This is a genomic window from Pseudomonas sp. GW821-FHT07F05 (assembly GCF_059418765.1).
Window position 1 is genome coordinate 12,343 of the sequence record NZ_JBWKQL010000010.1, and the last position, 17,821, is coordinate 30,163.

Sequence of the window (17,821 nt, forward strand, 5' to 3'; positions counted from 1 at the left end):
CTGCCTCCTGACGCGAAGAGCGATGGCTTTCTGGCCTACAACCCTGGATCAGTCCAGCCCGCCGGACTTGATCGCCGTGCCTTTCTCCGGGAAGAACAGTCTCTGCAGTTCCACGCCCGGCTTCTCGGCGCGCATGAACGCCTCGCCCACCAGGAAGGAATAGACATCGCTGATTTCCATGAGCTCGACATCGGCGCGGTGGAAAATACCGCTTTCGGTAATGACCAGCCGATCACGGGGAATACGTGGCAGCAGGTCGAGGGTGGTTTCCAGGCTGACGTCGAACGTGTGCAAGTTGCGGTTGTTGACGCCCACCAGCGGGGTGTCGAGGGTTTTGAGTGCCCGCTCCAGCTCGTCGCCATCGTGGACTTCAACCAGCACGTCGAGGCCGACATCTTTGGCGACCGATGCCAGCTCGGCCATCTTCACATCATCCAGCGCCGATACGATCAACAGGATGCAATCGGCGCCCAATGCCCGCGCTTCGACAATCTGATACGGGTCGATCATGAAGTCCTTGCGGATCACCGGCAGCGAGCACGCCGCCCGGGCTTGCTTCAGATACTCGTCAGCGCCTTGAAAGAAATCAATGTCAGTGAGCACAGAAAGACAGGTGGCCCCGCCCGCTTCGTAGCTCTTGGCGATCTCCGCCGGCTGGAAGTTTTCGCGGATCACGCCTTTGCTCGGCGAAGCCTTCTTGATTTCTGCAATGACGGCCGGCTGCTTGCGCTTGGCCTGAGCAATCATTGCTTTAGCGAACCCACGCGGCGCATCGGCTGCGGCGGCCAAGGTTTCCAACTCGGCGAGGCTGACGCTGGCACGGCGTGCAGCGACTTCCTCGACCTTTCGGGCCAGAATCTTTTCCAATACCGTCGGCACGCTCATTCTTCATTCTCCTGCTTGAATACCGCGGTAAAGGCACCCAGTTCTTCCAGCTTCTCGCGGGCCAGGCCCGTGTGCAATGCGTCGTGGGCCAAGGCCACGCCTTCTCTCAATGACGACGCATGGTCAGCCGCGTAAAGCGCGGCGCCGGCGTTGAGCACGATCATTTCAGCGGCTTTCTGGCCGTGCTCGGATTTGCGCCGCCCCAACGCGTCGCGAATCAATTCCAGCGACTGCGCCGGGCTGTCGACCACCAGGCCGAACAGGCTCTGGCTCTTCATGCCCAGATCTTCCGGCTGCACCCAGTATTCGGTCACTTCGCCGTTCTTCAGTTCCGCGACAAACGTCGGCGCGGCGATGCTGAATTCGTCCAGGCCATCCTGGGAGTGCACCACCAGCACGTGTTTGCTGCCCATGCGCAGTAGCACCTCGGCCAATGGCCGGCACAGCGCCTGACTGAACACGCCGACCACCTGATGCTTGACGCCGGCAGGATTGGTCAGTGGACCGAGCATGTTGAACAGGGTCCGCAGGCCCAGTTCCTTTCGTGGCCCGGCGGCGTGCTTCATGGCGCCATGATGGGTTTGCGCGAACATGAAGCCGATACCGACGCTGTCGATGCAGCGCGCCACTTGCACTGGGGTCAGGTTCAGGTAAACGCCTGCGGCTTCCAGCAAATCAGCGCTGCCGCTCTTGCCGGAGACCGCGCGATTGCCGTGTTTGGCCACTGTGCAACCGGCCGCCGCGATCACGAATGAGGCGGCGGTCGAGACGTTGAAGATGTTCGCGCCATCGCCACCGGTGCCGACGATGTCGACCACGCCGTCCAGCGTCTTGAGCTGTACCTGATCCGCCAGCTCGCGCATGACCGACACGGCACCGACGATTTCGTCGATGCTTTCGCTCTTCATGCGCATGCCCATCAGGAATGCGCCGATCTGCGCCTGTGTGCACTGGCCGGTCATGATTTCGCGCATGACGTCGCGCATTTCATCGGTGCTCAGGTCCAGTTGATTCACAACCCGGCCCAGCGCCGTTTTGATATCCATTGCCATGTCGAATTGCCCTTAACCCTGACGGGTGCCGCCGGTCTGCTTGAGGAAGTTGGCGAACAGCTCGTGGCCCTGCTCGGAAAGAATCGACTCAGGGTGAAATTGAACGCCCTCAACGTTAAGGGTTTTGTGTCGCAGGCCCATGACTTCATCGACCGAGCCGTCTTCGAGCTGAGTCCAAGCGGTTAATTCCAGGCAGTCCGGGAGTGTCTCGCGCTTGACCACCAGCGAGTGATAGCGGGTCACAGTCAGCGGATGCTTTAGGCCTTCGAACACGCCTTTGTCTTCGTGGATCAGCTCGCTGGTCTTGCCGTGCATGACCTGGCGCGCACGCACTACGTCGCCGCCAAACGCCTGGCCGATTGACTGATGGCCCAGGCAGACGCCGAGCACAGGCAGCTTGCCGGCAAAGTGTTTGATCACGTCAATGGACACGCCGGCTTCGTTCGGCGTGCACGGGCCGGGGGAAACGACAATGCGCTCGGGGTTCAGGGCTTCGATTTCGGCGACGGTCATCTCGTCGTTGCGAATGACTTTGACGTCGGCACCCAGCTCGCCCAAGTACTGCACGACGTTGTAGGTGAAGGAGTCGTAGTTATCGATCATCAGCAGCATGGTGCTTAACCTTTTGAATGACTGACTTTATAACGTGGCCTTCTGTTTACTGACCTCAGTGGCACGCAGAGGGGTCGCAGGAGGTGTTCCGGCGAGGCACTGCAAAACCGAGGCATCAGAAGGCATATCAATACAGATCCGGCGGGGCCGGCGGGGGAAATAGTCAGGCGCGCCAACGCCAACGGGCGTGGCCCTTGATAACGCGCATCAAGAAGCTGCTGACAATCGACACAGGAAAGGTCTCGTTCATACGTTGCCGCACAGTAGCGTACCGCCGCAGGCCGCGCAATATCGCAGTGCCCGGATGGCCCGGCCCAGAGGCCGATTGGCAGGATTTGAACGCTCGCAAGGTGCAGATTGCAGCGTGGAAGGCGGTACAGAATATTTGCCGTGAATGCCACAGCATCGTGGGTGATTTGTGTCGCGGCTGCTACCTTCTCGTACAGCACTAAAACAATAAGGGATGCCCCCATGCTCAAAGCCACACTGCGCTGGCCGTTCGCGGCTTGCCTGCTCTCGCTCGCTTGCTCCTCCGCCCTGGCCGCCTCTTCCCCCTATTCAACGATGATCGTGTTCGGCGACAGCCTCGCCGACGCCGGACAGTTCCCCGATGCGGGCGGACCACCGGGCGCCACCTTGCGCTTCACCAACCGCACCGGCCCGACGTACCTGAACGGCAGCGGAGAGGCATTCGGTCTGAACTCATCAACGTTGCTGGGCGGAATGCTTGGCGTGGCGCCCGGTGATTTGCAGGCGTCGACCTCCCCCGTTCGCGCGGCGCAAGGGTTGGCGGACGGCAATAACTGGGCCGTGGGCGGCGACCGGACCGATCAGATCCTCGCGGCGATCACCACCCAATCACAGGTTGCCAACACCGATGCGTCGACGGGCGTCACGACGGTGTTCCGGACACGACCCGGTTATCTGGTTGAAAACAGCTCGCGGGCTGACCCGAACGCCCTTTACTACCTGACCGGGGGCGGCAACGACTTCCTTCAGGGCCGGGTGCTGAGTGCGGGACAGGCCGTCAACGCTGCCAACAACCTGGCGAACGGCGCACAAATCCTGTCCCAGGCCGGCGCGCGTTACATCATGGTCTGGCTGCTGCCGGACATCGGCCGCACGCCCGCTGCATTCGGCACGCCATTACAGGGGCCATCGACGTTGCTGAGCGGGGTGTTCAACCAGCAGTTGGTCAATCGGCTGGGGCAAATCGATGCCGAAGTCATTCCGCTCAATGTCCCGGGGCTCATACGTGATGTCCTGACCGACCCGGCGCGCTACGGGCTGGCGGCCGATCAGAACTTGGTTGGCACCTGTTTCAACGGCAACAACTGCACCGCCAACAGCGTCTACGGGATTGGCGGCCTGACCCCTGATCCGACCAAGCTGCTGTTCAACGACGGCGTGCACCCGACGGTTGCGGGTCAACGCCTTATCGCCGATTACGGGTATTCGATTCTGTCGGCACCGTGGGAGATCACCTTGCTGCCGGAAATGGCCAACGGCACATTGCGCGCGCAACAGGATGAACTGCGCAGTCAATGGCTGGCGGACTGGGGCAACTGGCAGAACGTTGGTGAATGGCGCGCCATCGTCGCCGGCGGCGGTCAGAAAATGGATTTCGACGCGCAAAGCAATTCCGCCAGCGGCGACGGTCATGGCTACAACCTCACAGTGGGTGGCAGCTACCGCTTCGCCGAGGATTGGAGAGCCGGCCTGGTTGCGGGCGCTTACCGGCAAACCCTCGAAGCCGGTGCCAAGGACTCGGACTACAAACTCAACAGCTATATCGCGACCGCGTTCGTGCAATATCAGGCGCAACACTGGTGGGCGGACCTGGCCGCTTCGGGCGGAAAGCTCGACTACGACAACCTCAAGCGCAAGTTCGCGCTGGGCATCAGCGAAGGGGCAGAGAAAGGCGACACCGACGGCGACCTGTGGGCCATCAGTGGCCGCGTGGGCTTTGATCTGGCCGAGCAGAGCAGTCGCTGGCATTTCTCGCCGTTCATCAGCGCCGACTATTCCCACGTCAATGTCGATGGCTATTCGGAGAACAGTGCGCGCGCGACGGCACTTAATTACGACGACCAGACGCGCAAGTCGAAACGTTTAGGCGCGGGGCTGCAAGGCAAGTTCGACGTCACGCCGCAGACTCAAGTGTTTGGCGAAGTGGCCCATGAGCGCGAGTTCGACACCGATCAGCAGGACGTGACCATCGCGCTGAACAGCGTGCCGGGCGTGGACTTTGATCTGAAAGGCTATGACCCCCAGCGCAGTCTGAATCGTGCAAGCGTGGGCCTGAGCCAGAAACTGGCGCCGGACCTGACGCTGCGGGCCGGCTATAACTGGCGCAAGAATGATGACGTGACGCAGCAAGGGGTGAATCTGGCGGTGAGTCTGGATTTCTGACGCACTAAAACATGTCGGAGCGCCCCGTGTGGCGCTCCACCTGCTCGCGATGGTTTCGTTGAGCACGCTAAAGATTTAGCGGCGCGGAATCAGCCTTCGCGAGCAAGCTCACTCCTACAACGGATTGGTGTTCGGCATAAAAAACGGCGCCCCGGGCGCCGTTTTCATGAGCAGACCAACCATCAAGCCTCAGGCGTCTGCTGCGCCAGGGCTACCGCTCGGAACATGGCGCGGCGCTTGTTGAGGGTTTCTTCCCACTCCAGCGCTGGCACAGAGTCGGCGACAATCCCGCCACCGGCCTGCACGTGCAGCTCGCCGTTCTTGATCACCGCGGTACGAATGGCAATCGCGGTGTCCATGTTGCCGTTCCAGGCAAAGTAGCCCACGGCGCCGCCGTACACACCACGCTTGACCGGCTCCAGCTCGTCGATGATTTCCATCGCACGAATCTTCGGCGCGCCCGACAACGTGCCCGCCGGCAAGATGGCCCGCAGCGCGTCCATCGCCGTCAGGCCGCTTTTCAGCTGACCGGTGACGTTGGACACGATGTGCATGACATTCGAATAACGCTCGATGACCATCTTCTCGGTGAGCTTCACCGAGCCGACTTCCGAAACGCGCCCAGTGTCGTTGCGTCCCAGATCGATGAGCATCAGGTGCTCGGCAATCTCTTTGTCATCGGACAGCAGATCGACTTCCAGCGCGTGATCTTCTTCTTCGGTGGCGCCACGGGGACGCGTCCCGGCAATCGGGCGCACGGTGATCAAGTTGTCTTCGACCCGCACCAGCACTTCCGGCGAACTGCCGACGACATGGAAGTCGCCGAAGTTGAAGAAGTACATGTACGGCGTCGGATTGAAGCACCGCAGCGCGCGATACAGGTCGATCGGGGCGGCGCTGAAGTCGATGGACATGCGCTGGGACGGTACGACCTGCATGCAATCGCCCGCCAGGATGTATTCCTTGATCGTGTCGACGGCTTTTTCATAATCCGACTGGGTGAAGCTGGATCGGAACACCGGATCCGCCGCCTGCGGACGGGTCAGGTCCAGACCACGACGGGGCATGATCGGCTGGCGCAATTTCTCCATCAACGCTTCGAGTCGCGCCAGGCCACCTTCGTAGGCTTCAGGCTCAGCCGGATCGACCAGCACGATCGCGTGCATCTTGCCAGCCAGGTTATCGAATACCACAACGGCATCGGACACCATCAGCAGAATATCCGGCACGCCCAACGGATCAGGATTGGGGCACTTGCCCAGACGCGGCTCTACATAACGCACGCAGTCATAACCGAAGTAGCCCACCAGGCCGCCGTTGAAGCGTGGCAGACCGGCGATGGTCGGGACGTTGTAGCGCGCCTTGAAGGTCTCGACGAAATCCAGCGGGTCTTTGACTTCCAGGCGCTCGATCTCGACGCCGTCGTGGGTCACGCTGACGGTATGGTCATGCACGCGCATGACGGTGCGGCATGGCAGCCCGATGATCGAATAACGCCCCCACTTTTCCCCGCCCTGCACCGACTCAAGCAGGTAGGAGTTGGGCTCGTCAGCCAGCTTCAGATAGATCGACAGCGGCGTATCGAAGTCGGCTAGGGTTTCATAGGCAAGGGGAATGCGGTTGTAGCCTTCAGCGGCCAAACGCAGGAATTCTTCGCGGGTCATATCAGCCTCGTGGTCTGAGGGAAAACGGTCAGGGATGCAAACGCGCCGGGGTTCCGGCCAGATTCAAGTCAGGCGCGCCAACGCCAGCGGGCCAGGGCCTTGATGACTTTCATCCAGAGTTTGCGAGTGACCACCACGATGGATTCTCTAAAAGAGGGAGACTTGAGGTCGGGCAACGTTATCTCAGCGCCTTGCGCTAAGCAACCGGCAGAACTGCCCGGAATCAGCATGCGCAAATCGTCGATGACCAGTGCCGGTGACTCTTCCGCGATCGGGCGTCCGTGGTTGTAGCCGTAACTCAGCGCCACACAGGCCACACCCGCCGCTTTCGCCGCCAGCACGTCGTTGCGCGAGTCACCCACGAACAGTGACTGCGACCCCGGTACGCCGGCCATTTTCATGACAAAGAACAGCGCCGCCGGGTCGGGTTTCTGCTGCGGCAGCGTGTCGCCACCCACGATCCAGCGAAAGAACCGGCCGAGCTTCAGGTCATCCAGCAACGGCGCAACAAAGCGCTCCGGCTTGTTGGTGATCAGCGCCATCTCGACGCCCATCTTCTGCAGCCATTTCAGGGTTTCCCGCACGCCAGGGTAGACCTTGGTCAGCGCGTGACTGCCGCTGTAGGCCTCCATGAAAATCGCCAGCGCAGCCTCCGAGGACTCTTCATCCACGGCGGTGTGATCCATGCCGTTCGCCAACGCGCGGCGTACCAGCACGCGCACACCGTTGCCGATCCAGTCACGTACCCGTTCGATTCCTGCCGGCGGCCGGCCAAGCTGGATCAAGGTTTTATCCACAGCTGCAGCCAGATCCGGCACGGAGTCGACCAGTGTGCCGTCGAGATCGAACATGATCAGCTTGGGCAGACGGCCCGGAAACAGCTGCTCGAAGCCGCTGGTCAACGGGCCAACGCCAGTTCTGCGTGCATCTTCGCAATGACTTCGCGGTAATCAGGCGCGTTGAAAATGGCCGAGCCTGCGACGAAGGTGTCGGCACCGGCTGCGGCGATCTCGCGGATGTTGTTGACGTTGACGCCGCCGTCGATCTCCAGACGGATGTCGCGACCGGACGCGTCAATGAGCGCGCGGGCCTCGCGCAGCTTGTTGATCGTGCCGGGGATGAATTTCTGACCGCCGAAGCCCGGGTTGACGCTCATGAGCAGGATCATGTCGACCTTGTCCATGACGTATTCGAGCAGGTTCAGCGGGGTCGCCGGGTTGAACACCAGACCCGCCTTGCAGCCGCCTTCGCGGATCAGTTGCAGAGAGCGGTCGATGTGCTGGGTTGCTTCCGGGTGGAAGGTGATGAAGGTTGCCCCGGCTTCGATGAAGTCGCCAATGATGCGATCCACCGGGCTGACCATCAGGTGAACGTCGATGGGCGCGGTGATGCCGTATTTGCGCAATGCCGCGCAGACCATCGGTCCGATCGTCAGGTTGGGGACGTAGTGGTTGTCCATGACGTCGAAGTGGACGATGTCGGCGCCAGCGGCCAGGACGTTGTCGACTTCCTCTCCCAGGCGGGCGAAATCGGCGGACAGAATCGAAGGAGCAATAGCGAAGGGCTGCATGACGCACCTTTTATGAGCGAAATCACGGTGGCGCGCATTGTACTCCAAGAGTTTGAAACGTGCGTTGGGTCGCACGAGAGTGATCCGAGCGGCGTGACTCAGGGTGCGTCAAAGGCACAAGGCCCGGTGCGACAGCATTGCGCACCGGGCCCAGGCTTGATTCAGGGATTCAGAATCAAAAGAGACGGCTGAAACCTTACACGGTCTCGACCAGCAGACGAGGACGCGAGCTCAGGGCATAACGGGCCAGACCAAAGCTCAACGCCGCGCCGATGATCAGCATGAAGAACGTGCCCCACGCCGCCTTGGCGACCTGCTTGGCCGCAACATCCGCCGCTTCACGGGCCTGTTGCTCAGCTTGCTGCTTGAGCTCCGCCACTTTGGCCGCGGCTTGCTGATAGGCCTGGGCATAGTTGTCGACGATCTGCTGCGCCTCGGCTTTGCTCTTGCCGGTGCGGGCCGCAACGATGTTGACCAGCGCGTCCTTGTCAGCTGCATTCAACGCCGGTTCGCCGGCTTTCTGAATGCGATCAAACCACTGCTTCAACTGATCGCCGGCCTGGGTTGGATCGGTAGACGAATGCTCTGCGGTCTGCTTGGCATCGGCGCCAGCCACGTCAGCTTTCTGATCCAGCTTCGAAGGATCGAGCTCTGGCTTGCCGGACTGCTTGAGCGTGGTGTCCAGCTGTGATTTCAGGCTGTCCCAATCCAGGCTGATGCCGTTCTTATCCAGCTGTTGCTTGATGCTCTGGCCCACACCGGGCGCGGCCGCAGCCACGCCGTCGGCCGCCAGGGAAATACCCTTGCCGGCGATGTTGCCGGCAGTGCCGACGAGCGAGCCGGCCAGCGACGCGAGGAGCCAGGTGGTCAGCAACGTGCTGACCGTCCAGCTGAGCAAACCATGCAGACCACCACGGTCCGGCGCAGTACGACCCGACACCCAGGCACCGGCGGCAATGGCCACCAGGGTACTGATGAACAACCAGGCGCCGGCGCCCTTGCCGAAACCGCTGAGCGGGTTGCCTTGAGCCATCGGATCAAGCGCGCCCGCGCCGATCGCCGTGCCAAGCACGCTGAGCACCAGATAGGTCACCAGCGTGATTGCCGCACCAGCGAACACCGATCCCCAAGACACTCGAAACGGCGAAGCGCTGCCCAGAACAGCAGATGTTGCGTAGGTCGAAGCCATGTAAATTTCCTCTGGTGCAGGGGGTGCACATCAGGCGTGCAACCGACGTATCAGTGCAAATGCACCACCTGCGTTGATAAGGGCGAGCCTGCGAGGGCGGACTCACCGCGTCTTATGAGACGTGAAACCAGTTTGATCAGCGCGTTGAGAGATGTGATGGCGCATTTGCACCGCTTCGGCTGGTGCATTCGCACCGACCCTCGCAAGCACGGCTGCACTAAGCTGCAGCACTAAGCATTTGCCAGCCGGTCCGATAGCGTGGAGCGCCCGGCTGACCGAAGCCCGACCGCATTGAGACGTCAGGAGAGCAAGCATGTCAGAGGCCATCCTCGCCAGAGAAACCAACCGCCGCCAGTTGCAGCAGATCATCTCGGGTCTGTCGGACGGGGTGATGCTGGTGGAGGTCGATCAGACCATCATCTGGGCCAACGAAGCGGCGCTGCTGATGCACGGGGTCGAAGAGATCAGCGAACTGGACGCCAACGGCGAGGCCTATCGCGAAAAGTTTTCCCTGCGTTATCGCAACAATCATCCGCTGGACGTTGACCAATATCCGATCAGCCGCGTGGCGGCAGGCGAGGTGTTCAGCGACGTGCTCATCGAGGTCAGCAAGATCGGTGAAGAAGAGGAGCGCAGCTGGGTCCATCGCGTCCGCAGCATGGTGCTTGAAGACAGCACCGGCACTCCCGAATCGCTGGTGCTGATCCTCGCCGACGCAACGGAGTGGGCCGGCGCCGAGCAGCGCTTCGAAAAGACCTTCAACGCCAACCCCGCCCCCGCCGTGATCTGCCGCCTGAGTGATCTGCGCTTCATCAAGGTCAATCAGGGCTTTCTGGAAATGACCGGGCACTCGAGAGAGAACGTGATTGGCCGCTCGGTGTACGAGGTGGACGTGCTGGAAAATGCCGGGCGCAAGGACCTCGCCATCGAGCGTCTGAATCAGGGCGCGACCATCCCGCAGATGCAGGCTGAGCTGAAGTTGCCGGAGGGCGGTACCAAACTGGTCATCGTCGCCGGGCAGCCGCTGGACATGAACGAAGAAGATTGCATGCTGTTTTCGTTCACCGACCTTGAGCCGAGACGCAAAGCCGAAACCGCGCTGCGCCAGAGCGAAGAGCGTTTTGCCAAAGCGTTCAAGCTGACGCCGGTGCCGACACTGGTGTGTACAGCTGATCGGCAACAGATCGTCGAAGCTAACGAGGCGTTCTTCAGCACACTCGGTTACACCCCCCAGGAGCTGATTGGCCGGACTGTCGCGGAGTTAGGCTTCATCGAGGACGGCGCGGTGATGGACGGGTTGTTCAACGTCCTGGAAACCACCGGCCGCGTCGACGGGCTCGATCTGAAGGTCCGCAAGAAAGGCAGCGAGTCGCTGGACTGCATGCTGGCCGCTGACACGGTGACGATTCAGGACAACGCCTGCTACCTCTTCGTACTGATGGACATTACCGAGCGCAAGCGATCCGAGCTTGAGCTGGTGGAGGCCATCGAAACAGTGATGCAGGACGCCTCATGGTTCAGCCAGACGCTGATCGAAAAGCTGGCCAATGCCAAGCGGGTCAACAGTCGACAGATGCCCAGCGCTTCATTCACCGACCTGACCGCTCGCGAGCGGGATGTGCTGGGTTTGATCTGTGAGGGGCTGGCGGACAAAGAGATCGCTGCACGGTTGAACCTGGCGCTCAACACCATTCGCAACCATGTCGCGACGGTGTATTCCAAGCTCGACGTGCACAGCCGGGCGGAAGCCATTGTCTGGGCTAGGGAGCGAAACCTGTTCGCCAATCAGGGCAAAAGCAAACGCTGAGTGATGCAAATGCGCCAGTGCCTCTGGTGCATAGTCACCTTCATGGAGTGATGCCCGGGCTCTACGCTATCAGTGTGGCTGACCCGTCTGGGTCAGCGAGATATTCATCACTGATACTCATTTCCTGGAGCCAAGATATGAAAAGCGAACAAGTGAAAGGCGTTCTGGAACAAGCCGCCGGCAAGGCCCAAGACGTCTTCGGCAACCTGACCGGTGACGAGCGCACCCAAATGGAAGGCAAGGCGCGTCAAGCGGCGGGTGAGCTGCAGGAACGTTACGGCGATCTGCTGGACGAAGTGGCGACCTTCACCCAGCAACGGCCACGTACCACGCTAATGGTGCTCGCCGGCCTGACGCTGACCGTCGGCTGGTTGCTGGCCCGTCGTCGCGGTTGACGTTCCTGGCCTGACCAGCCGGATCAATAGGCCGCGCGGTAGATTTTCTCGATGTCAGCGGAGGTCAGTTTCCGCGGGTTGTTGCGCATGAGGCGATCGATCTTGCTGGCCTCCTCAGCCATCGCGGAAATGGCGTCTTCGGGCACATTGAAGCTGCGCAGGCCAGACGGGATTTCCACCGCTGCGCACAAGTCGGCCATGGCTTTCACGGCCAGATCGGCGGCGTCCCTGTCGCTCAAATGCGCGACGCGGACGCCCATCGCGTCGGCAATGTCGCGCATCCGTTCGACGCAGGCCAGTTTGTTCCACTCCATCACGTAGGGCAGCAGCAGCGCGTTGCTGACGCCGTGAGCGATGTTGAAACGCCCTCCCAGCGGATACGCCAGCGCATGCACCGCGCCAACCCCGGCATTGCCGAACGCCATACCGGCCATGAGGCTAGCGGTGGCCATGTCTTCTCGCGCTTGCAAGCTGGACGGATTGGCGTAGGCCTTGGGCAGCGCTTTGACGATCAGCTTGATGGCGCCCAGCGCGATAGCGTCGGTGATCGGCGAGGCATTCACCGAAAGGTAGGCCTCGATGGCGTGCACCAGGGCATCGACTCCGCTGGCTGCCGTAACGCTGCGCGGACAGGTCAGGGTCATCAACGGGCTGACCAGCGCGACGTCGGGCAACAGATAATCGCTGACGATGCCTTTTTTCAGCTGAGCCTGTTTGTCCGAAAAGATCGCCACGTTGGTGACTTCCGAACCGGTGCCCGCAGTGGTCGGGATGGCAATCAGTGGCGGGCCTTTGCGCTTGACCAGATCAACCCCGAATAACTCGGCCAGCGGCCCTTCGTGGCTGGCGAACGCGGCGACGCCTTTGGCGATGTCAATAGCACTGCCGCCTACACCGATCAGGCCGTCATGACCGCCGTCCCGGTAGGCCCGGGTGCAGTCTTCAACGATAGAGATTTCTGGCTCGGGTTTGACCCGATCAAACAAGCCATAACGACGGCCGCCCAATTGGGCCAGTGCGAGATCGACCGTTCCGGATTTGACCAGGATTGCGTCGGTGACGATCAGCGGGTTTTGAACGTTGAGCCGGGTCAGCTCGGCCGACAACTGCTCGATGGCAGCCGGGCCGGTGATCAGTTTGTTGGCGATTTTGAAGGCAGAAACACTCATCGGGCTCGTCCTTTACGTTGTTGTTGGAGACGTGGCTCTTTTACAAGGCAGGGTTGGCATGCGTTGAGTGAAACATAGACCGGATCGTGGGATGCGTCAGTTTTGTGGTGCGGGAAGAGCCCTCGGTGTGCGCTATTAATCTTGCGGTGTGGCACCTGGCGCTTTCCCGGCTAAAGCCGGTCCCACTAAAAGCAGGCGGTGTGTCAGCGAGAACCGCTGGATGAACGCAGTTCATGTGTGGGACCGGCTTCAGCCGGGAAGAGGCCCTTGTGTGCGCTATCAATTTTGCGGCGCGGCACCCGACGCCTTTTCGGCTAAAACCGGTCCTACCATTCGCGGCCCGGTCAGTTCCTGCGGCGGGGATTGATCATTCCACCGCCGTGCGCAGTTTCTCGCTGCGACCACGCAGCCATTCCAGCACCAGCAGCAGCACCACTGAGAAGCCGATGAGCAAGGTGGCGGCGGCGGCAATCGTCGGGCTGAGGTTTTCGCGGATGCCGCTGAACATCTGCCGGGGCAAGGTCGCCTGGCCCGGGCCTGCGAGGAACAGCGTGACCACCACTTCATCGAACGAGGTCGCGAAGGCAAACAGCGCCCCGGAGATCACACCCGGTGCAATCAGCGGCAGGGTCACACGCCGAAACGCCGTGGTGGGCGAAGCGCCCAGACTCGCCGCTGCGCGCACCAGGTTGTAATTGAAGCCCTGCAACGTGGCCGACACCGTAATGATCACGAACGGCACACCCAGCACGGCGTGCACGAGGATCAGCGAGATGTAGCTGTTGCCCAGCCCCAGCGGCGCAAAAAACAGGTAGCTCGCCACCCCGACAATCACCACCGGCACCACCATCGGCGAAATTACCACCGCCATCACCAGCGCCTTGCCGGGGAAGTTACTGCGGGTCAGACCGATGGCCGCCAACGTCCCGAACCCCATGGCAAGTACCGTGGCAGCCGGCGCGACGATCAGGCTGTTCTTAAGGGCGCGCATCCACTCTGCCGAGCCGAAAAAGTCCTGATACCAGTGCAGCGAAAAGCCCTGCAGCGGGTAGACCAGAAAGCTGCCGGAGTTAAACGACAGCGGCACGATCACCAGCACCGGCAGCACCAGAAACAGCAGAATCAACCCGCACAGCGTGCGCAGCGTGTAATGCCAGACCCGCTCGATGGGCGAGGAATAAGGGCTCAACATGGTCGTTCTCCTCAGCTCAGACGCAGGCGGCTGGCGCCGACCAGCCAGTTATAGATCAGGTACAGCACGACGGTCGCCAGCAGCAACAACCCGCCCAGCGCCGTCGCCATGCCCCAGTTGATGCTGGTGTTGGTGTAGAACGCCACGAAATAACTGACCATCTGATCGTTCGGGCTGCCCAGCAGCGCCGGGGTGATGTAGTAACCGATGGCGAGGATGAACACCAACAGACAGCCCGCGCCAACACCGGCGTAGGTCTGCGGGAAATACACGCGCCAGAAACTCGCGATCGGGTTGCAGCCCAGGGAGATCGCGGCGCGCATGTAGGTCGGTGAGATGCCCTTCATCACGCTGTAGATAGGCAGGATCATGAACGGCAACATGATGTGCACCATCGAGATGTAAACGCCGACCCGGTTGAACACCAATTCCAGCGGTTTATCGATGATGCCCATGGCCATCAGCGCGCCGTTGATCAGGCCGCTCGATTGCAGCAATACAATCCAGGCGGCGACGCGCACCAGGATCGACGTCCAGAACGGCAGCAGGACCAGAATCATCAACAGGTTGCTCTGCCGTGCAGGCAGATTGGCCAACAGGTATGCCAGCGGATACGCCAGCAGCAGGCAAATCACGGTGATCACCAGGCCCATCCAGAAGGTGCGGGCGAAGATGTCGATGTAAATCGCCTGATCGGGCGTCGCGGGCGCCACTTCACCGAGGTCATCGATGCGGTGGTCGACAGCGGCCAGCAAATAATAGGGGGTGAAGCTTGAGGTGTTGCGGCGGATCGCCTGCCAGTACGCGGGATCGCCCCAACGTTCATCGATGGCTTCCAGCGCCTCCTTATAAGAAGCCGGTTCTTCCTTGAAAGGCATGGCGCGGGCCGTTTTCGCCAACAGACTGCGGTAGCCCGCCAACTCCTGGTTCAAGCGCTTGGACAGATCGCCCAGCGTCTGATTCTTGCGCGCTTCGCCCAGGTCCTGGCTTGCGGCTTTGTAGACCGCGTCCGGCGGCAGCCCCTTGCCGTCCCATTTCGCCACTTCGACCACAGTGAGCGGCATGCCCCCCACCACTTCCGGGTTGCTGACGCTTTTGTAGAGCAGTGCCGCGATCGGCACGAGAAACACCAGCAGCAGGAAGATCACCAATGGCGCGATCAACGCCTGAGCCTTCCAGCGATTGACGCGCTCGGCACGGGCCAGGCGTTGCTTCAGGGTCGGGCTGGCGCCTTCAGTCAGGGGCACGGCGATGGCCATAGTGAACTCCGAAATCTTTGAACAAAGAGCGCGTCCCCTGCCCTGCTTTCAGACAGGTCAGACGACGCACCCGGATCTAACTCACAACGAAGCGCTTACTGGGCAGTGCTCTTATTTGGCGGCCCAAGAATTGAAGCGCTGTTCCAGCGACTCACCGAAGTCGGCCCAGAATTTCACGTCGATCTGCACCTGATCCTTGATGTTCTCAGGGGTGGTCGGCATGTTTTTCAGGGTGTCAGCGCTCAGCAACGGGACCGCGCCTGTATTGGCTGGGCCGTAGGCGATGTTTTCGGAATAGGTCTTTTGCTGTTCTGGCTTGAGGGAGTAAGCGATGAACTTCTTCGCTTCTTCGGCGTTTTTCGCGCCCTTCGGAATGGCCCATGCGTCGAAGTCATACACGCCGCCGGTCCAGACCACTTTCAGGTTGCTCTCTTTCTGCACGGCAGCGATGCGACCGTTGTAGGCCGAGCTCATCACGACGTCGCCCGATTGCAGATATTGAGGCGGCTGTGCGCCCGCTTCCCACCACTGAATGCTTGGCTTGAGCTTGTCGAGCATCTTGAAGGCGCGGTCCTGGCCGTCCTTGGTCGCCAGCACTTTGTAGACGTCTTTCGGCGCAACGCCGTCGGCCATCAGGGCGAATTCCAGGGTGTATTTGGCGCCCTTGCGCAGGCCACGTTTGCCCGGGAATTTCTCGGTGTCCCAGAAATCAGCCCAACCGGTTGGTGCGGATTTCAGCTTGTCGGCGTTGTAGGCCAGCACGGTGGACCAGACGAAAAAGCCTACGCCGCACTCGGAAATTGCGCCCTTGACGTAGCTGTCCTTGTTGCCGAGATCGACCGAGGCCAGCGACTCGAACATGTCTTCGTCACAGCCGCGGGACAGCTCTGGCGACTCCACTTCCACCAGATCCCAGGTCACGCTCTTGGTGTCGACCATGGCTTTGACCTTGGCCATCTCACCGTTGTATTCGCCGGCGATGATCTTGCCGTTGCCGGCTTTTTCCCACGGCGCGTAGAAGGCCTTTTCCTGGGCCGCCTTGTTCGCGCCACCGAAGGAAATGACCGTCAGGTCCGCTGCCATGGCTTGCGCCGCGCACATCATGCCGACCGATAAGGCGGTGAGCTTCAATGTCTTGAGCATCAGTTTTTCTCTCCACGAACAATGTTGGTTAAGCGATGGGGCGATTTGGCTCGCCTCTGGGTTCTTCGGTTGACGCGTAACGCGGGTGTATCAATGTGCATCCAGCAATGGGTCCAGCGCGCGCGCGTGCTCGACCTGCCATCCAATGGGCACGACATCGCCAACGCTCAGCGACGGATCCAGCTCGGCGATGGGCTGCTTGACGAAGAAATCGGTTTTACCGGCCACTTCCAGGCGCACTCGCACGTGGTCGCCCAGGTAGATGAATTCGGCAACACGGCCGGAGAAGCGGTTGACGCAACTCTCGCTGCGGCCGTTGAGGTTTACGCGCTCCGGACGAATAGAGAGCGTGACCGGGCTCCCGGTGGCACCGACGTTGATCGCCAGCGCTTCGACTTTTTCGCCGCGTGCCAGGCCCACTACACAACGGTCGCCGCTCTGGCTGAGCAAGGTGCCGTTGATGCGGTTGTTCTCGCCGATGAAGTTCGCGACGAAGGTGTTTTTCGGCTCTTCGTAGAGGGTGCGCGGCGGGGCGATCTGCTGGATTTCGCCCTGATGGAATACCGCGACGCGGTCGGACATGGTCAGCGCTTCGCCCTGATCGTGGGTGACGTAGACGACGGTCACGCCCAAGCGCTGGTGCAGATGCTTGATTTCCATCTGCATGTGTTCGCGCAGTTGTTTGTCGAGCGCACCGAGGGGTTCGTCCATCAGCACCAGCTGCGGCTCGAACACCAGCGCGCGGGCCAGCGCGACACGTTGCTGCTGGCCACCCGACAACTGCGCGGGGTAGCGATGGGCGAAGGTGCCGAGCTGGACCATGTCGAGGGCACGTTTGACCTTTTCGGCGACGTCGGTCTTGCTCATGCCGCGCACCGACAGCGGGAACGCGAGGTTCTCAGCGACCGTCATGTGCGGGAACAGCGCGTAGTTCTGGAACACCATGCCGATGTCGCGCTTGTGCGGCGGCACATTGTTGATCGAGCGACCGGCCAGCAGGATCTCGCCGGCGGTTGGCGTCTCGAACCCGGCGAGCATCATCAGGCTGGTGGTTTTGCCGGAGCCGGACGGCCCGAGCAGGGTGAGGAATTCGCCTTTGCAAATATCCAGGTTGAGGTCTTTGACGATCAGGGCTTCGCCGTCGTAGCTCTTTTGCACACCGCGAAAGCTGACCAGAACATCACTCGCCCCAGCGCTTGAATCGACGTTGCTCATTGCCCACACCTTTGTTTGATCCACCGTAGGGATCAAACATAGATGAGCCTGAAGGCCGCGCAAATCGGGGCGTGAGAGAGAATGACCTAGGTGGGGTGGAAGGTTTCGGGTAGGGATTGCCCTACAGGGATGGCGGGGATAGGTATGTCGCCCGGGAGTTATTTATGGCCTGGTCTGACGTCTTCGCGAGCAAGCTCACTCCTACAGGGGATCGCAATAACCTGTAGGCGTGAGCTTGCTCGCGATTGCGTTTTACG

15 protein-coding genes are annotated in these 17,821 nt (G+C 61.0%); 3 read left to right on the plus strand and 12 right to left on the minus strand.

The window, feature by feature from the left end:
- Positions 1–48: 48 nt before the first annotated feature.
- From trpC to AC07RO_RS19400, 3 genes are read right to left on the minus strand one after another with little or no spacing between them, the layout of a single operon-like run.
- Positions 49–885 carry an indole-3-glycerol phosphate synthase TrpC gene (trpC, locus tag AC07RO_RS19390; RefSeq protein WP_192173089.1) on the minus strand — a complete coding sequence of 279 codons (837 nt, stop codon included), beginning with the start codon at positions 883–885 and terminating at the stop codon, positions 49–51.
- Positions 882–1,931 carry an anthranilate phosphoribosyltransferase gene (gene trpD / locus AC07RO_RS19395; RefSeq protein ID WP_192173234.1) on the minus strand — a complete coding sequence of 350 codons (1,050 nt, stop codon included), beginning with the start codon at positions 1,929–1,931 and terminating at the stop codon, positions 882–884. The genes trpC and trpD overlap by 4 nt, the downstream gene beginning before the upstream one ends.
- 18 nt (positions 1,932–1,949) lie before the next feature.
- Positions 1,950–2,549, minus strand: coding sequence for an aminodeoxychorismate/anthranilate synthase component II (locus AC07RO_RS19400; RefSeq protein WP_282372476.1), 600 nt, complete (start codon positions 2,547–2,549; stop codon positions 1,950–1,952).
- A 471-nt stretch (positions 2,550–3,020) separates the two neighbouring features.
- Between AC07RO_RS19400 and estP the strand changes: the two genes are divergently transcribed.
- The gene (gene estP, locus AC07RO_RS19405; protein WP_495086831.1) at positions 3,021–4,961 is read left to right on the plus strand and encodes an esterase EstP; all 1,941 of its coding nucleotides are present in this window, start codon (positions 3,021–3,023) and stop codon (positions 4,959–4,961) included.
- 182 nt (positions 4,962–5,143) lie between these two features.
- Here the strand turns inward: estP and trpE are convergent, their stop codons facing one another.
- From trpE to AC07RO_RS19425, 4 genes are all read right to left on the minus strand, one after another.
- Positions 5,144–6,625: an anthranilate synthase component I gene (trpE, locus tag AC07RO_RS19410; protein ID WP_495086832.1), complete on the minus strand. Its 1,482-nt coding sequence runs from the start codon at positions 6,623–6,625 to the stop codon at positions 5,144–5,146.
- A gap of 68 nt (positions 6,626–6,693) precedes the next feature.
- The gene (locus AC07RO_RS19415; RefSeq protein WP_495086903.1) at positions 6,694–7,476 is read right to left on the minus strand and encodes a phosphoglycolate phosphatase; all 783 of its coding nucleotides are present in this window, start codon (positions 7,474–7,476) and stop codon (positions 6,694–6,696) included.
- Positions 7,477–7,523: 47 nt separating this feature from the next.
- Positions 7,524–8,195 (minus strand): ribulose-phosphate 3-epimerase, encoded by a 672-nt coding sequence (rpe, locus tag AC07RO_RS19420; RefSeq protein ID WP_122536580.1) that lies wholly within the window; start codon positions 8,193–8,195, stop codon positions 7,524–7,526.
- A 196-nt stretch (positions 8,196–8,391) separates the two neighbouring features.
- Positions 8,392–9,384, minus strand: coding sequence for a hypothetical protein (locus tag AC07RO_RS19425; protein WP_495086833.1), 993 nt, complete (start codon positions 9,382–9,384; stop codon positions 8,392–8,394).
- A 313-nt stretch (positions 9,385–9,697) separates the two neighbouring features.
- Between AC07RO_RS19425 and AC07RO_RS19430 the strand changes: the two genes are divergently transcribed.
- Together AC07RO_RS19430 and AC07RO_RS19435 are read left to right on the plus strand one after the other, a co-directional pair.
- Positions 9,698–11,191, plus strand: a complete 1,494-nt coding sequence (locus AC07RO_RS19430; protein WP_495086834.1) for a helix-turn-helix transcriptional regulator — start codon at positions 9,698–9,700, stop codon at positions 11,189–11,191.
- Between the two features lie 137 nt (positions 11,192–11,328).
- Positions 11,329–11,586, plus strand: coding sequence for a CsbD family protein (locus AC07RO_RS19435; RefSeq protein ID WP_122536577.1), 258 nt, complete (start codon positions 11,329–11,331; stop codon positions 11,584–11,586).
- A 23-nt stretch (positions 11,587–11,609) separates the two neighbouring features.
- Here AC07RO_RS19435 and AC07RO_RS19440 read toward each other — a convergent pair whose 3' ends face one another.
- The 5 genes from AC07RO_RS19440 to AC07RO_RS19460 all read right to left on the minus strand — a co-directional run bounded on the left by AC07RO_RS19440 (position 11,610) and on the right by AC07RO_RS19460 (position 17,564).
- Positions 11,610–12,755 carry an iron-containing alcohol dehydrogenase gene (locus AC07RO_RS19440; RefSeq protein WP_495086835.1) on the minus strand — a complete coding sequence of 382 codons (1,146 nt, stop codon included), beginning with the start codon at positions 12,753–12,755 and terminating at the stop codon, positions 11,610–11,612.
- Positions 12,756–13,122: 367 nt separating this feature from the next.
- On the minus strand, positions 13,123–13,947 hold the full coding sequence (locus tag AC07RO_RS19445; protein ID WP_495086836.1) for an ABC transporter permease: 825 nt from the start codon (positions 13,945–13,947) through the stop codon (positions 13,123–13,125).
- 11 nt (positions 13,948–13,958) lie between these two features.
- Positions 13,959–15,206, minus strand: a complete 1,248-nt coding sequence (locus tag AC07RO_RS19450; protein WP_495086837.1) for an ABC transporter permease — start codon at positions 15,204–15,206, stop codon at positions 13,959–13,961.
- Between the two features lie 111 nt (positions 15,207–15,317).
- The gene (locus AC07RO_RS19455; RefSeq protein WP_495086838.1) at positions 15,318–16,349 is read right to left on the minus strand and encodes an ABC transporter substrate-binding protein; all 1,032 of its coding nucleotides are present in this window, start codon (positions 16,347–16,349) and stop codon (positions 15,318–15,320) included.
- A 90-nt stretch (positions 16,350–16,439) separates the two neighbouring features.
- Positions 16,440–17,564: an ABC transporter ATP-binding protein gene (locus AC07RO_RS19460; RefSeq protein WP_495086839.1), complete on the minus strand. Its 1,125-nt coding sequence runs from the start codon at positions 17,562–17,564 to the stop codon at positions 16,440–16,442.
- Positions 17,565–17,821: the final 257 nt, after the last annotated feature.

Bases quoted from the DNA above. Each gene is read 5' to 3' on its own strand.
- trpC (WP_192173089.1), bottom strand. From the start codon at position 885: ATGAGCGTGCCGACGGTATTGGAAAAGATTCTGGCCCGAAAGGTCGAG.
- trpD (WP_192173234.1), bottom strand. From the start codon at position 1,931: ATGGATATCAAAACGGCGCTGGGCCGGGTTGTGAATCAACTGGACCTG.
- AC07RO_RS19400 (WP_282372476.1), bottom strand. From the start codon at position 2,549: ATGCTGCTGATGATCGATAACTACGACTCCTTCACCTACAACGTCGTG.
- estP (WP_495086831.1), top strand. From the start codon at position 3,021: ATGCTCAAAGCCACACTGCGCTGGCCGTTCGCGGCTTGCCTGCTCTCG.
- trpE (WP_495086832.1), bottom strand. From the start codon at position 6,625: ATGACCCGCGAAGAATTCCTGCGTTTGGCCGCTGAAGGCTACAACCGC.
- AC07RO_RS19415 (WP_495086903.1), bottom strand. From the start codon at position 7,476: ATGTTCGATCTCGACGGCACACTGGTCGACTCCGTGCCGGATCTGGCT.
- rpe (WP_122536580.1), bottom strand. From the start codon at position 8,195: ATGCAGCCCTTCGCTATTGCTCCTTCGATTCTGTCCGCCGATTTCGCC.
- AC07RO_RS19425 (WP_495086833.1), bottom strand. From the start codon at position 9,384: ATGGCTTCGACCTACGCAACATCTGCTGTTCTGGGCAGCGCTTCGCCG.
- AC07RO_RS19430 (WP_495086834.1), top strand. From the start codon at position 9,698: ATGTCAGAGGCCATCCTCGCCAGAGAAACCAACCGCCGCCAGTTGCAG.
- AC07RO_RS19435 (WP_122536577.1), top strand. From the start codon at position 11,329: ATGAAAAGCGAACAAGTGAAAGGCGTTCTGGAACAAGCCGCCGGCAAG.
- AC07RO_RS19440 (WP_495086835.1), bottom strand. From the start codon at position 12,755: ATGAGTGTTTCTGCCTTCAAAATCGCCAACAAACTGATCACCGGCCCG.
- AC07RO_RS19445 (WP_495086836.1), bottom strand. From the start codon at position 13,947: ATGTTGAGCCCTTATTCCTCGCCCATCGAGCGGGTCTGGCATTACACG.
- AC07RO_RS19450 (WP_495086837.1), bottom strand. From the start codon at position 15,206: ATGGCCATCGCCGTGCCCCTGACTGAAGGCGCCAGCCCGACCCTGAAG.
- AC07RO_RS19455 (WP_495086838.1), bottom strand. From the start codon at position 16,349: ATGCTCAAGACATTGAAGCTCACCGCCTTATCGGTCGGCATGATGTGC.
- AC07RO_RS19460 (WP_495086839.1), bottom strand. From the start codon at position 17,564: ATGAGCAACGTCGATTCAAGCGCTGGGGCGAGTGATGTTCTGGTCAGC.